The 14,220-nt window shown below is 61.3% G+C and carries 13 protein-coding genes; 5 read left to right on the top strand and 8 right to left on the bottom strand.

Annotated elements, in window-relative coordinates:
- Window positions 1-9 precede the first annotated feature (9 nt).
- The 5 genes from AC0L25_RS15590 to AC0L25_RS15570 all read right to left on the bottom strand — a co-directional run bounded on the left by AC0L25_RS15590 (window position 10) and on the right by AC0L25_RS15570 (window position 5,136).
- On the bottom strand, window positions 10-945 hold the full coding sequence (locus tag AC0L25_RS15590; protein ID WP_473596316.1) for a carbohydrate ABC transporter permease: 936 nt from the start codon (window positions 943-945) through the stop codon (window positions 10-12).
- 84 nt (window positions 946-1,029) lie between these two features.
- Entirely contained in the window at window positions 1,030-2,289 is a 1,260-nt protein-coding gene (locus tag AC0L25_RS15585) for an ABC transporter substrate-binding protein (RefSeq protein WP_258118152.1), read from the bottom strand.
- A gap of 27 nt (window positions 2,290-2,316) precedes the next feature.
- Window positions 2,317-3,492, bottom strand: a complete 1,176-nt coding sequence (locus AC0L25_RS15580; protein WP_473596315.1) for a PLP-dependent transferase — start codon at window positions 3,490-3,492, stop codon at window positions 2,317-2,319.
- Window positions 3,489-4,229 carry a FadR/GntR family transcriptional regulator gene (locus tag AC0L25_RS15575; RefSeq protein ID WP_473596314.1) on the bottom strand — a complete coding sequence of 247 codons (741 nt, stop codon included), beginning with the start codon at window positions 4,227-4,229 and terminating at the stop codon, window positions 3,489-3,491. The genes AC0L25_RS15580 and AC0L25_RS15575 overlap by 4 nt, the downstream gene beginning before the upstream one ends.
- Before the next feature lie 217 nt (window positions 4,230-4,446).
- On the bottom strand, window positions 4,447-5,136 hold the full coding sequence (locus AC0L25_RS15570; protein WP_473596313.1) for a TetR/AcrR family transcriptional regulator: 690 nt from the start codon (window positions 5,134-5,136) through the stop codon (window positions 4,447-4,449).
- Between the two features lie 194 nt (window positions 5,137-5,330).
- Here AC0L25_RS15570 and AC0L25_RS15565 point away from each other — a divergent pair, with 194 nt between their 5' ends.
- The gene (locus AC0L25_RS15565) at window positions 5,331-5,819 is read left to right on the top strand and encodes a RidA family protein (RefSeq protein WP_473596312.1); all 489 of its coding nucleotides are present in this window, start codon (window positions 5,331-5,333) and stop codon (window positions 5,817-5,819) included.
- A gap of 159 nt (window positions 5,820-5,978) precedes the next feature.
- Window positions 5,979-6,731, top strand: a complete 753-nt coding sequence (locus AC0L25_RS15560; RefSeq protein ID WP_473596311.1) for a haloacid dehalogenase type II — start codon at window positions 5,979-5,981, stop codon at window positions 6,729-6,731.
- A 51-nt stretch (window positions 6,732-6,782) separates the two neighbouring features.
- Here the strand turns inward: AC0L25_RS15560 and AC0L25_RS15555 are convergent, their stop codons facing one another.
- The 3 genes from AC0L25_RS15555 to AC0L25_RS15545 form a co-directional block, all read right to left on the bottom strand.
- Window positions 6,783-7,232, bottom strand: coding sequence for a DNA polymerase III subunit chi (locus AC0L25_RS15555; protein WP_473596310.1), 450 nt, complete (start codon window positions 7,230-7,232; stop codon window positions 6,783-6,785).
- A gap of 19 nt (window positions 7,233-7,251) precedes the next feature.
- A complete protein-coding gene (locus tag AC0L25_RS15550; RefSeq protein ID WP_473596360.1) occupies window positions 7,252-8,763 on the bottom strand; it encodes a leucyl aminopeptidase in 1,512 nt (503 codons plus the stop codon).
- Window positions 8,764-8,864: 101 nt separating this feature from the next.
- Window positions 8,865-9,026: a hypothetical protein gene (locus AC0L25_RS15545; RefSeq protein ID WP_473596309.1), complete on the bottom strand. Its 162-nt coding sequence runs from the start codon at window positions 9,024-9,026 to the stop codon at window positions 8,865-8,867.
- Window positions 9,027-9,316: 290 nt separating this feature from the next.
- Between AC0L25_RS15545 and lptF the strand changes: the two genes are divergently transcribed.
- From lptF to AC0L25_RS15530, 3 genes are all read left to right on the top strand, one after another.
- Window positions 9,317-10,519, top strand: coding sequence for an LPS export ABC transporter permease LptF (lptF, locus tag AC0L25_RS15540; RefSeq protein WP_473596308.1), 1,203 nt, complete (start codon window positions 9,317-9,319; stop codon window positions 10,517-10,519).
- Window positions 10,520-10,535: 16 nt separating this feature from the next.
- Window positions 10,536-11,618 carry an LPS export ABC transporter permease LptG gene (gene lptG, locus AC0L25_RS15535; RefSeq protein WP_473596307.1) on the top strand — a complete coding sequence of 361 codons (1,083 nt, stop codon included), beginning with the start codon at window positions 10,536-10,538 and terminating at the stop codon, window positions 11,616-11,618.
- A gap of 128 nt (window positions 11,619-11,746) precedes the next feature.
- Window positions 11,747-14,035 carry an LPS-assembly protein LptD gene (locus tag AC0L25_RS15530; RefSeq protein ID WP_473596306.1) on the top strand — a complete coding sequence of 763 codons (2,289 nt, stop codon included), beginning with the start codon at window positions 11,747-11,749 and terminating at the stop codon, window positions 14,033-14,035.
- The last annotated feature ends 185 nt before the right edge of the window (window positions 14,036-14,220 follow it).

Below are 14,220 nucleotides of genomic sequence, written 5' to 3'. Positions count from 1 at the left end.
CACCCCCGATCAGGCCCGATCCATCAGGACTTGCCGAAGCATGACGATCAGCATCGAATAAGCGAGCAGCAGGACGAGCAGCACCAGCGCAATGGCCGAGGCATAGCCGAAATCGAGCGCCCTGAAGGCCTGCGTGAAGATGTAGCTCGCGACGATCTGCGTACGGTCGGCAGGCCCGCCGCTGGTCATCACGATGATCAGGTCGGCGAAGTTGGAGATCCAGACGGTGCGCAACAGCACGGTGATCGCAATGGTCGGCGCAAGGAATGGCAACGTGATCGACGTGAACCGCCTGACCGCACCGGCGCCGTCGATCGCCGCCGCTTCGTAGAGGTCGCGCGGGATTGCCTGGAGCGCAGCCAGCAGCGTGATGGCGAAGAAAGGAATGCCCCACCAGACGTTGGCGATGATCGGTCCCCACATAGCAAGCTGCGGATTGGAAAGGATGTTGGCCGGCTCACTCATGAGGCCGAGCGCATAAAGCCAATGCGGCAGCGGTCCGATAACAGGGTTGAACAGCCACGCCCAGTTGAGCCCGGTGAGGAAAGTCGGAACCGCCCAGGGCAGGAACACCAGCGCCTGCGCTATGGCGCGGCCGGCGAACGGCCGGTCGAGCAACAGCGCCAGGATCAGGCCGAATACGAATTGCAGAAAGACGGATGCGCCGGTCCACCACAGTGTGTTGCGCAGCGCGCGGTAGAAATTGTCGTCGTCATAAAGGGTGCGAAAATGATCGAGCCCGACATACCCGCCAGAGAAGGGATTGAGCAAGTGCACGTCGCGGAAGGCGTAGGACAGGCCTAGCACCAGCGGCGCCAGCATGATGGTGACGATCAGAATCAGCGCCGGGGCGGTGTAAAGATATGGCTCGGCGTGGCGCGTGATCCGGTCGACCAGCGACCGGCGGCGCGATTCCGGGAACCCGGCGGTGGCGTCAAAAACCATCAGCTAACGCTTTCGTTCCATTGCCATGGGCAGGTCTGTTGGAGCCGCCCGCGACGGGCGGCTCCAATGCTTGCGGTCCGCCGTTTATTTCTTGGCCAGATATTTCTGCTGCGCCTTGGTCAGATAGTCGGCCCACTGGTTGGCCATCTCCTCTGGCGTGATATCACCGAGCAGTGCCTGTTGACTGGTCTTGATGACCATCGAGTCCTTGAAGAAGGCGAACTCCTCGAGATAGGTCGGCATGACCGTCGGCACCGCATCCTTGTCCTCAAGTTCGGCGAACCAGCCCTTGAACTGCTCGCTCGCGTAGAAGGGATCCTTTTCGGCCGACTTGTGGACTGGCAGCGCTCCGGTGCGTTTGTTCCACTCGATATTGCCCTCGGGCCCTTCGAGCGTTTCGATCAGCTTCCAGGAGAGGTCCTTGTTCTGACTGGCCGCCATCATCGACCAACCGGCATAGCCGATGGTCGGGAACGTCTTGCCGCTCGGCCCTTTCGGCATGGTCGTGACGCCGTAGTCTTCCGGCTTCATCCGCTCGGCGATTGCGATCAGTGCGTCTGGATCCTGATCAAGCATCGCGCAGGTGCCGGTGTAGAAACCGGCGACGATTTCATTGAAGCCCCAGTTGACGCTGTCCTTCGGTGCCAATCCCTTCTTGTACAGATCGACGACCCAGGTCAGTCCCTTGACCCAGCCTTCGCTGTTCATCGTCGAGGTGCCGTCTTCGTTGAAGAACTTGTTGGACCCGGCCATGGTTGCGCCGAACATGATCCAGCCGTTGAGGCCGCCCGGCCCGCCGCGCAGGCAGTAGCCATATTTGCCCGGAAGCTTGGAGACTTTCTCAGACGCCGCCACGAACTCGTCCATCGTCTTGGGCGGCTCGGCGACACCAGCCTCCTGGAACAGCTTCTTGTTGTAGAACATTGCCCGAAGATAGAAGCCGTACGGCAGCATGTAGGCGGTGTTGTTCACGTCGCGGCCGAGTTCAAGCGCGCGATCGGTGAGGCCCGAGGTGTGCTCCCATTTGGCAAGATAGGGTTCGAGGCTCTCGAGAAGGCCGTTGTTGGCATAGAGCGACAGCCAGGTGTCCGGCATCTCCATGACGTCGGGGATTTCGCCGGCGGACACCATGGTCGCGAATTTCTGGAACGCCTCGCCCCAGGGCAGCGAGATGACCTCGACCTTGGTGCCCGGGTTGGCAGCCTCGAATTTGGAGACGATCGATTTCAGGGTTTCGGTGCGCTCGGGGCTGGTGATCACCTCCACGAGCTTCAGCGTCGTGTCGGCGAGTGCGGCACCCGACATCAGTACGGTGGCGAAAGCGGCGATAAGAAGCTTCTTCATTTTCCGTTCCCTTCTTGTCTGGTTGCTTCAGGTCTTTTCTTCGGAAGCGGCGTCGATCGCCGTTTCCAGGTCACTCCACAGCGCCTCGGTTCCCTCGAGGCCGACATGGAGACGCACGGACCGCGGATGGACGCCGAACGCCATTGCGGAATTGGGTTGGGCTTTCTGCTGCAGCACGACCTCGCCGGGCACGATGAGGCTTTCGTGGCCGCCCCACGACACGCCCAGCTTGAACAGCTTGAGGCGGTCGGCAAACGTCCGGATGTCGATGCCGTCGCGGAAGACAAATGAGAACAGGCCAGACGTGCCGGTCAGCCCCGCAGGAAGCAGGTTGGCCAACCCCGGATGGCAGACCTTCTCGACGATCGGATGATCCTGCAGGCGCCGTGCGATTTCGAGGCCGGAGGCCTGATGCGCGCGCATCCGGATCGGCAGTGTGCGCAAGCCGCGAATCAAGAGCCAGGCATCGAATGGCGACAGTTTGCCGCCGAGATATGGATAGGCTTCGCCGCGAATACGGCCGATCAAGTCCTTCGAGCCCGCGACCACGCCGGCCACGACATCGCTGTGGCCACCCAGATACTTGGACGCGGAGTGGACCACAACATCGACGCCGAGCGACAGCGGCCGCTGGAAGACCGGGCTGGCCCAGCTGTTGTCGATAATGGTCGGGATGCCGCGGGACTTTGCCAGCGCAGCGAGCGCACCGATGTCATGGGTTTCCATGACCCAGCTGGTCGGGCTTTCCATATAGAACAGCTTGGCGCCAGGCAGGGCGCTCGCGACAGCCGCCTCGTCGCGCCCGTCGACATAGGTCACCTCGATGCGCATGCGCGCGAGCAGCGTCCCGAACAGCCGGAACGCGTCCGGGTAGATATGCCTGACCGCGACGATGCGGTCGCCCGGCTCGACGAAGCTCAGCACTGCCGACGAGATGGCCGACATGCCGCTTGCAAAACCGATCGCGTCCTCGGCGCCTTCCAGTTTTGCCACCATTTCCTCGAACATGCGCACGGTCGGGTTCAGCCCGCGCGTGTAGGTTGGCCGCACCTTTTCGCCGCGGTATGTCTCGAGCATCTCGTCATAATTCGGGAAGGTGAAGAGCGAGGTCTGCACGATCGGCGGGACGACGGCATCGAAGGCGTTGCCCTCGTCATGTGCGGCGATCAGCGATGCCTGGTCGAAAAAATCGGGACCGCTCATTTCGACATTTCCTCGATATCCTCTTCCACGATCTCGAGGATCTTCAGCGTTTTTGCGCGCGCCAGCTCCGCGTCCCTGGCGACGATCGCATCGAACAGCTCACGGTGATACGGGAACGATCGCCGCGCGAAATCCTGACGGTCGAAAGGATGATCCCAGAAGCGCTCGAACGCTTCGCGCATCTGCCCCAGGAGCTGCCGGAAAAGCGGATTGTGCGTGGCGTCGTAGACCGCCAAGTGAAAGGCCAGGTCTTCCGGCCCCGACGTGCCGGTGGCGAGATGGACGCGCTCCATCTCGATGAGTTTTTCCTCGATCGTTCGCAGATCGTCAACTGTCCGCCGCCGCGCCGCGACCATGCTTGCCTCGGCCTCGATGCCGCGGCGTACCTCGAGGGTATGCAAGAGAGCATCGCGCAGTTCTGCCGTATCGAGCGACAACGGCAAATGGATTGTGCCGGCGGATATCGGTTTCAGCAGATAGGTGCCGCTGCCTTTGCGGGTCTCGGTGACGCCGAGCGCTTCGAAACGCCCCATCGCCTCCCGTATCGTCGAGCGCCCCACGGAAAGTGCAGCCATCAATTCGCGTTCGGTCGGAAGCCGGTCACCGCTCTTCAGCGCAGCGCGCTCGACATAGTCGGCTAGCGCTTCCATAACCTGCTTGCCGCGATCCAACGGCGGGAGCGTGGCGATTGCCACACGCGTGGCAGGTGCCCCGGGCAGTTCGCCGCGCGCTCGCATGGGTACCTACATCCAAAATTGGTCTGACATCTTAGCAGATTTGCGCGCGACCGACCTTTCGTCAAGTGCCTGGGCAGTCCTCAGTTTGCCATTTTGGCTCACGACCGTTCCGGAATCTTAACCTTGCCGCAAAGGCTTCTTCTGCGACGTTGCGAAAATCAGGTGCAAAACTGGGATTTGCGACAGTCGCTTTGAGCCCCAAAGCTATCTTTCAGCCTCATCTTGGAGAGAGGCCATCGAGCAGGAAGTCGAGGCCTTTCCGAAAAGCACCATCCCAATCGTTATCCAACAGCAGACGAGAGCGTTCGATTGTCGGGTAACGTTCGCTGAGACGTGTAAGGCGCTGCTGCGCGGCGGCCCTGTCGTCGTCCGACAAGTCGAAGCTCGCCCGGGTGATGGTGGCGCCCATCACATAGTTCCAGAGCGACCATATCGCGACGTTCAATTCTGCGTCCGCTACACCGGCCCTGGACAACGACTTGCTCAGCAGTTCTAGGCGACTGAGGATGTTCGGGCCTAGCGCCCGGCGCGGCAACAGCGATGCCGACCAAGGATGGCGCAGCATGCTGGCGCGCCAGTCTTCGAGCATATGAACGACTTCTCCGCGCCAGTCTTTAGACTCAACTATTTGCGGCGGTCCGCGATATTCGAGCACCGAGTCGAGCGCCAGATCAAAGACATCCTCTTTGTTATCGACGTGCCAATATAGGCTCATCACGCCCGAGCCGAGGCGATCGGCCAGCCGGCGCATCGTCAATCCGTCGACTCCTTGACCATCCAGCAGTTCTACCGCGGTCGTCACGATACGTTCCCGAGAGAGCGGCGGTTCACTGCGCGGCTCCGGCACAGGCTGGAGCCGCTCATTTATCCTTCGTTTGCTCCGGGCGCCGCTGCGTTTGGCAGCCATCCGTCTCCCTCGCTGTTCAGATGTCGATTTTGACCGGGAACGCAGCGAATGTCGATCTTGAACGATTGACTCGTACGACGTACCATACGATGACTCGTACGTCGCACGAGTCATCGTATGGGCGATGCGGTTAAAGTTCAATCTGCCGGCCGCGAGGGTACGTTGCTCGCGGTCCGCAAAGCCAAAAGAAAATCATGTCACGCACAATTAAGCATCTGCTTCTCGAAGGGCTAATTATCATGACCATCGGAGTTCCCACTGCGACGACAGCGAATGAGAATGATCTCAAGCTGACCATCGTCAATCCACAAAACCTCTACGACCCGTCGCCGAATGGCTACAGCACGGCGGTGATCACGCCCCGCGGAGCCCGGGTGGCCTACATCTCCGGACAGGGCGGCCAAGACAGCACGGGAGCCTTGTCGCCCGACTTCGCTGTCCAGGTCGAGCAAGCCTACGCAAATTTGCGCACCGCCCTCGATGCGCTCGGTGCCAGGCCGGATCAGGTCGCCAAGCTCACGGTTTTCGTGGTCGATCACGATATATCCAAGCTTGAGGTGTTGACCAAGAACGTCAAGAAAATGTTCGGCGAGGCGCTGCCGGCGCAGACCCTGATTCCCGTTCCCAAGCTTGCAATTGACCCCATGCTCTTCGAGGTGGAGGCTGTCGTCATTCTGGATTAGTGGTGCCGGTCGCCTTTCGCAAATATCCTAGGCTTCGCGAATAGTTTCACCCTGTCCATCCAGGTTTGACTGTCGCAAATGTCTCTCGCAAAAATGGGTGTCTCGCGACCGATTTTTTGCGATAGCCGCAAGGGCGCTCGCCACCCGAATGCGGAGGTCATGCATGTGCGGATCGAGGAGCCGAATGTGATGACATTGGATGGTGTGCGTGCCTTGGTATTCGACGTTTTCGGCACTGTCGTCGATTGGCGCAGCGGCGTGGCGCGCGAAGCTGAACCGTTCCTGAAGCGGCATGGAGCAGGATCCGCCATTCCTACCGCTTTCGCGGATGCGTGGCGCAGCCGTTACTCCCCATCCATGGAGGAGGTGCGCAGCGGCCGGCGGCCTTTTACACGGCTCGACGTGCTGCATCGGGAGAATCTGGAAGCTGTTTTGCCGGAATTCGGGGTCGACCCGGCTTCGGTGCCGGCGTCCGAGCTGGACGAACTGAACCTGGCATGGCACCGATTGGAGCCATGGCCGGACGTGGTGTCCGGCCTCACGCGGCTGAAGGCCCGCTATATCATCGCGCCGCTCTCGAACGGCAACATCGTCCTCATGCTCAACATGGCGAAGCGTAGTCGTATCCCCTGGGATGCGATTCTCGGCGCCGAAGTCGTGCAAGCGTACAAGCCGATGCCGCAAGCCTATCTTCGCACCGCTGACGTCCTGGCAATGAAGCCGGATGAGATCTGTCTTGTGGCCGCCCACAATGGCGACCTTGCAGCGGCTCGGGCATGCGGATTGCGAACAGCCTTTGTCCCGCGACCGACCGAGCACGGGTTAGCGCAGACCACGGACTTGCACCCCGATCAGGCCTGGGACCTGGTGGCCAGCGACTTCATTGACTTGGCTGAACGGCTTCAGTCGTAGCGCGTCTCAACGATCAGCAAACCACCCCCTTCAGGCTTCTTCCGGCAGACCTTACGCCTTGCGTTCCCAGCGCCGGTCTGAAGTCTGCTGCCAGTAGGTGACCGCGTGGCCGGCTTCCTTCATCGTCTTCCAGTGCGTGCGCGCCGCCTCGAGCTGGGCCGCATCGTGGCCGTCGAACAGGAACACGGCGCGTTCATAGCCGACAAGCTCCGGCGGCACCGCGCCGTCGACCAGAAAGCGTATCTTCGCCTCGTTCGGATTGTCCTGGCCGGTTGTCAAAAGGATCGGCTGCTCGGCCAGATAGGATTCGCGGTCCGTCGCATGCGCCAGGAACGAATCGTCCCTGAAGGTCCATAGATGCTGGTCCAGCACGTCGCGCCGCTCCTCGGTGCCAGTCTGCACCACGGCACGCCAACCGCGATCGACACTGCGTTCGAGCAGGCCGGGCAGCGCATCCTCCAGCGTCGATTCGGTGAGGTGATAAAACAGGACGTCGGCCATGATCGCGCCTTGAAAGCCCTCACCCCTCGTAGTTGTCGCGCACCAGCCGGTCGAGCAGCCTGACGCCGAAGCCGGAGGCCCATGACTGGTTGATCTCGCTGGACGGCGCGCCCAACGCGGTGCCGGCGATGTCGAGATGCGCCCAGGGCGTATCCTTGACGAAGCGCTGCAGGAACTGCGCCGCGATGATGGCGCCGCCATAGCGGCCGCCGATATTCTTCATGTCGGCATTTTTCGAGTCGATCAGCTTGTCATATTCGGTGCCGAGCGGCATCCGCCACACTCGTTCCTGCGTCGCCTGCCCGGCGCTCGTCAGCCTGTTCGCCAATTCGTCATTGTTGGAGAACAGGCCGGCATAGTGCTGGCCGAGCGCGACCATGATGGCGCCGGTCAGCGTCGCCAGATTGACCATGAATTTCGGCTGGAAACGATCGTTGCAGTACCACAGTGCATCGGCCAGAACGAGGCGGCCTTCGGCGTCGGTGTTGAGCACCTCGATGGTCTGGCCCGACATCGACGTGACGATGTCGCCGGGGCGCTGCGCATGGCCGTCGACGGCATTTTCCACCAGCCCGATTACGCCGACGACATTGGCCTTGGCCTTGCGGGCGGCCAGCGCGTGCATGAGCCCGGTCACCGCGGCCGCGCCGCCCATATCGCCCTTCATGTCCTCCATGCCGGAGGCGGTCTTTATCGAATTGCCGCCGGTGTCGAAAGTGACGCCTTTGCCGACGAAAGCAACCGGGCTGTCCTTGGCCTTACCACCGTTCCATCGCATGACAGCCAGGCGGGCGCCACGCGGCGAGCCTTGCGCGACGCCGAGCAGCGCGCCCATGCCGAGCTTCTTCATGTCCTTCTCGACCAGGATCTCCACCGTGATGCCGAGCGCTTCCAGTTCGTTGACGCGGGCGGCGAACTCCACTGGTCCGAGTATATTGGCCGGTTCATTGACCAGATCGCGCGCCAGGAGTACCCCGTCGATCACCGCCACCTCGTCGGCGAAGGCCTTTTTCGCCAACGCCGGATCGGTGGTGTGGATGGTCACCTTGACCGGCTTTTTGGGCTCGGCCTTCTTGCCGTCGCGCTGGCCGTCGCCATTGTCTTTTTTCGTCTTGTATTTGTCGAAGGCATAGCTGCGCAGAAGGATGCCCGCGGCAAGCTGTGCCGCTTGCCTGCCGCCGACGTCAGCACCCGCAAGATCGAGCACGACGGCCACCTCTGTTGCCTTGCGCAAGGACGCAGCGATAGTGCCGCCAAGCTTGAGCCAGGCATGATCGTCGAGCCCCGAGACCTTGCCAGCGCCGACCGCCACCAGCCGGTCGAGCGATGTGCCCTCCGGCGCCAGCACTTCGACCAGGCCGGCAAACTTGCCGGAAAAGTCGGCTACTGGAAACGCCCGCTCCAGGGTCTTTGCCGGATCGCAAGCCTTTGCCGCGTCGCCGAGACCGCTATCGTTGGCCGCCAGCACGAAGACACTGCCCTTTTTGGGCGCCGCGAATTTGGCGAAGGCGATCGAAGGTCTCGAAGTCATCATGTCCTGCTTTCGGGAACGGCGTTGGGTTTTTGGGAGAGTACCTTGGCGAAACTAGATATTTGGCTGTTTCCGACCGGAAGCACCACCCTATTTTTTAATCATCGCCCCTGCCTGACGATCTGCTGGGAGACTGCCTTGGCCTGGATCCGGGCATTGGCGAAGCAACCGCGAATGCTGGCCGAATGCCGGTAAACCACAGGCCGGGCAATCTCGTCGCCGTTGCAGCCACGGCGGTCATAACCGAGAGATCGGCGCGACATTTGGTCGTTTTCCGGCATTTGGCAAGACTTTGCCGGAATCCGATCCCATATGGCGGATGGAATCGATGGCGATTCGTCGCGGTACGGCCCCGCTTTCCTGCCGCAACGTGTTGTTAACCATTGATGTTCGCCCTTTCTTATCCATTGCCACCGACACTCCGGCCCACCGGAAATATCGATGTGGGACGGGAACCAGATCGAACCGCCAACGGACCGGTTGTACAGGCGTCGCCGGGCGACTACCTTGTCTGGAGGCATGATGCCGTTCGGCAAAATCGAGAAAAGCCTTCATGAAGGTCGTTGAGCGCTACATCATGCGTCGTACGTTGGCGGTCTTCCTGGCAGCGCTTATCTGGACGCTGGCGATCGTGTGGACGACGCAGGTGCTCGCCCGCATCGACCTCGTCACTGACAGCGGGCAGTCGGCGCTGACCTTCTTCGAGGTCGCTGCGCTGATCATTCCGTCCATCGTCCCGGTCGTCGTGCCTTTCGCCCTGGTGGTCGCGGTCGCTCAGACATTGAGCGCGATGAATTCCGATTCTGAGCTTGCCGTCTTGAACGCCGCGGGCGCTTCGCGCTGGACCATCGTCAGGCCGATCATGCTCCTGGCGCTGGCGGCCAGTGTTTTTTCGTTCGCCGTCGACAATGGCGTCGATCCCTATGCACGACAGAAAAACCGCGAACTGGTGGCGTCGTCGCGCGCCGATCTGTTGTCGCTGATTATCCAGGAAGGCACCTTCCGCAAGATCGATGACGGCCTGTTCCTGCAGATTGGCGAGCGGCTTCCGGACAACCGCCTTGGCGGCATTTTCGTCGCCGATTCACGCGAAGAAGGCGTCAACCTCATCTACTACGCCAAGGGGGGCGCCATCATCGAAAGCGGCGACGAGAAGGTGCTGATGATGAACGACGGCGTCATCCATCGCGAAACACTGGCCGGCGATCTTTCGGTCATCCGGTTCACCTCCTATGCCTTCGACCTGTCCGCCTTCATGTCGGCTTCATCGGACGTCTTGCTTTTACCGAAGGACCGGACGACCCAGTACCTGCTCAATCCCAGTCCGAACGACAAGGTGTTCCAGAAAAGGCCGAACAAGTACCTGGCCGAGCTCCACCAGCGTTTTTCCGAATGGTCCTATTCACTCGTCTTCGCGCTGATCGCGCTTGCGGTCGCGGGAGACGCGCGCTCCCATCGCGAGGCGCGCATTCATCCGTTGATCACGGCGATCGCGATTGCGCTTTTCGTGCGCTGGCTTGGTTTCTTTGCCGCCGGCAAGGCCGACAACGTTCCGCAATATGCCTATATGGTCTATGGCGTCCCTATCGCGGCATCCGCGGTCGCGACATGGTTCATCGTCTCCAACCGGACCATGGAACTGCCGGTCGCCTGGGCCGACTGGATGACGAATTTCGCCGGCCGCTTCGGTGACGGCTGGAGCGCCCTGAAGCTCCGCTTCGCCGGGCGCGGCGCTTCTGGCCAAGGGGCCGGCTGATGGGCTGGACACGCTAATGGGCTGGACTCTGGGCAGATACTTCTTCTTCCGCTACGTGACGATCACCATCTGGTTCTTCATCGGCCTCCTGGCGCTTGTGTTCCTGATCGACTTCACCGAGCTTTCCGGCCGCACGACTGGCTTGCCGGGTTTCACCTATGGCACGGCGTTCGCCATTTCAGGGTTGCGGATGCCGATGATCATGCTGCAGACGGTGCCGTTCGTCGGCCTGTTCTCGGCGATGGCGACGCTGGTCTCGCTCAATCGCAGATATGAACTGGTCATCGCGCGTTCCGCCGGCGTGTCCGCATGGCAATTCCTGCTGCCGTGCTGCATCGGGGCGCTGCTGTTCGGGGTGTTGTCGGTCGGCGTCATCAATCCGATCGCAGCGTACGCGTTTTCCTGGTCCGAAAAAATCGAAACCCAGCTCCGCTCCGGCAAGTCGAACATCGTGTCGGCCGACGCCGAGCCCTGGATCCGGCAGAAGACCAGTTCCGGCGATACCATCATCGGCGCGCGCGCCATTCTCAATCAGGGCCTGGAGATGGCCGACACCGTCTTCTTCGTCCTCAACCCGCAAGGCGACATCGTCGAACGCAAGGACGCGGTGCACGCCTATTTGCGGGATGGCTACTGGGAACTGCAGGACGTCAAGGTTTTCCGGGACGGCAACATTCAATCGGTGGCAAGCGACCGGGTGCCGACCAATCTCAAGCCCGAATTCGTGCAAGAAAGGCTGGCGCGCCCGGAAACCATCCCTTTCTACGATCTGCCCGGCAAGATCGAGGTTGCCCGCTCCTTCGGCCTCAAGGCAAATGCCTTTGCCATGCAGTTCGATTCGCTGGTGGCGTTGCCGTTCCTTCTCGTCGCCATGACGCTGATCGCCGCAACGGTGTCGATGCGATTTGCGAGGATGGGACAATCCGCGACGATGATTCTGGGTGGCGTCCTGGCCGGGTTTCTGCTTTATGTCGTGACAGTGCTGGTCAAGGCATTCGGCGTGGCGGGATTCGTACCCACAGTCGTGGCTGCATGGGTTCCGGTTGTCGTGGCTATGTTCTTCGGGGTGACTTTCTTGCTGTACAAGGAAGACGGCTAGTGAGGGGGGCGGTTTTGCGCATCCATAGGCAGGCCGGTTTGGCGCGCCTCTATGGGGCGAGCGCCTTGGCATGCCTGCTCGCTTGTGTCGTCCCGAATATCCCGGCTTTTGGCCAGGATATCAGCGGCATGGCAGCCGACGTCCCCGCCGGCTCGCAAATGCTGCTGGCGGCAGATACGCTGGTCTATGACAACGACAACCAGACAGTGACGGCCGTCGGCGGCGTGCAGATCGATTATGGCGGCAACCGCCTCGTCGCGCAGCGGGTCGAATACAATCGCAACACCAAGCGGCTCGTCGCCAGCGGCAATGTCGAGGTCGTCAACAGCGACGGCACCAAGATCTATTCGCAGCACGTCGACATCACCGACGATTTCGCCGACGGCTTCGTCAACGCGCTGCGTGTCGAAACCGTCGACAAGGCCTATTTCGCCGCCGAAAGCGCGGAACGCATGGGCGGCGTGCTGACGACGTTCCACAACGGCGTCTACACGGCCTGTGAGCCGTGCGAGGACAAACCCGACAAAGCGCCGACCTGGCGCATCAAGGCCAGAAAGATCATCTGGAACGGCGAAAAGAAGACGGTTCGGTTCGAGAATTCGAATTTCGAGTTCTTCGGCTTTCCGCTCGCCTATCTGCCGGCTTTCGAGATTGCCGACCCGACCGTCAAGCGCAAGAGCGGCTTCCTGATTCCAGGCATCGCCTACAAGAGCGATCTCGGCGTCGGCGTCAAAGTCCCCTATTATTTCGCGCTCTCACCGACCTACGACCTGACCGTCACCGGCAGCGGCTACACCAAGCAGGGCTTTCTCGGCGAAGCCGAGTGGCGCCAGCGCTTCAACAACGGCCAGTACAGCCTGAAGATCGCCGGCATCCGGCAAGTGGATCCCGACGAGTTCATCGACAGCGACGGGCACAATGTCGATTCGGGTGCGGCCGGCGATCCGAACAAGTTCCGCGGCATGATGGGCACCAAGGGCCAGTTCGCCATCAATCCGCGCTGGGACTTCGGCTGGGATGTCCTGCTGCAGACCGACAAGAACTTCTCCCGCACCTACGCCATCGAAGACTTCAACGACAGCGTGCATCACTCCTCGATCTACCTGACCGGCCTCAACGGCCGCAACTATTTCGACGTGCGCGCCATGCGTTTCGAGGTCCAGGAAGAGACGCTCTCTGACGATCCGACCGCGCGCGCCGGCAAGCAGCCCTGGGTGCTGCCCTCGCTCGACTACGCCTACATCCCCGACATGGCGGTGGGCGGCGGGCAGTTGTCGTTCAATGTCAACGCGCAGGCCATCAGCCGCGACAGGCTGGACAGGGTCCTTGCCGATCCGAACAACGCTGCGTCCGTGACTAGTGTACGCGGCATCGATGGCCAGTCGGGCCGTCTCACCGCCGAAGCGGAATGGAAGCGCACCTTCACCACCGATGGCGGGCTGCTGCTGACGCCGCTGCTGGCGCTGCGCGGCGACGCCGGCTATGTCAATGCCTCTTCGGGATCGCTCAATGCCATCAATCAGATGGCGTCTAACCTCGGCGTCGACGACGATATGCGATCGTCGCTCGCCCGCTTCATGGCGACCGCCGGGCTGGAAATGCGTTGGCCGGTGCTGTTCTCCTCAACCAGTTCCAGCCACGTATTCGAGCCGATGGCGCAGGTGTTCGTGCGTCCGAACGAGCAATATGTCGGCGGCCTCGCTGTCCCCAATGAGGACGCGCAGAGCTTTGTCTTTGACGCCACGACATTGTTCGAGCGCGACAAGTTCTCCGGTTACGACCGCTTGGAAGGCGGCACGCGCGCCAATGTCGGGCTGCGCTATTCCGGCGCCTATGACAATGGCTGGAGCACCAACGCGCTGTTCGGCCAATCCTACCAGCTTGACGGCCAGAACTCCTTCGCCGCGCCGGACCTGGTCAACGTCGGCGCCGATTCGGGCCTGGAGACCGCGACCTCCGATTATGTCGGCCTTGTCGGCTTCAACAGCCCCAGCGGCCTGTCCGGCTCGGTCAGCGGCCGGTTCGACGAGCAGAGCTTCGAGGTTCGCCGCGCCGAGGTGAAGGCAGCCTATTCGGGCCTGCCGATTTCGTTCAGCGCCAAATACGCCTTCATCCAAGCGCAGCCGCTCTATGGCTTCACGACCGATCGCCACGAGGTCACGCTCGGCGCCTCGACGCAACTTGCCGAGAATTGGCGTGTCTTCGGTACCGGCACCTACGATCTGGAGCAAAGTGTCCTGGTCAAGGACGGGGTCGGCTTTGCCTATAGCGATTCATGTTTCACCTACTTGATGACATTCTCGGAATCCCGCGACCTGAGCACCAAGGAAGTGTCGCAGAACATCGGTTTCAACCTGTCGTTCCGCACGCTCGGCGATTTCGGCTCGACACAAAGCTCCTTCAACGCTGTCCAGTAGCAGGCGCCTGGCCAATAACAGACGGCGGCACGGGCGGCCGGCCAACGCATCGGCCGAAAATCGGAATTGATTTTCAGAAAGCACGATGCGTAGATTTCAAAGGGTTAGAGCGTATCTTGTGCGTCCAAGTGGACGCACATCGCTCCTAACGACATCGTTTCGCCGCATAGCGCAGGCACGGATTT

The sequence above is a fragment of the Mesorhizobium sp. WSM4813 genome (genome assembly GCF_055811555.1).
This window is presented reverse-complemented; position numbering and strand designations above follow the sequence as displayed.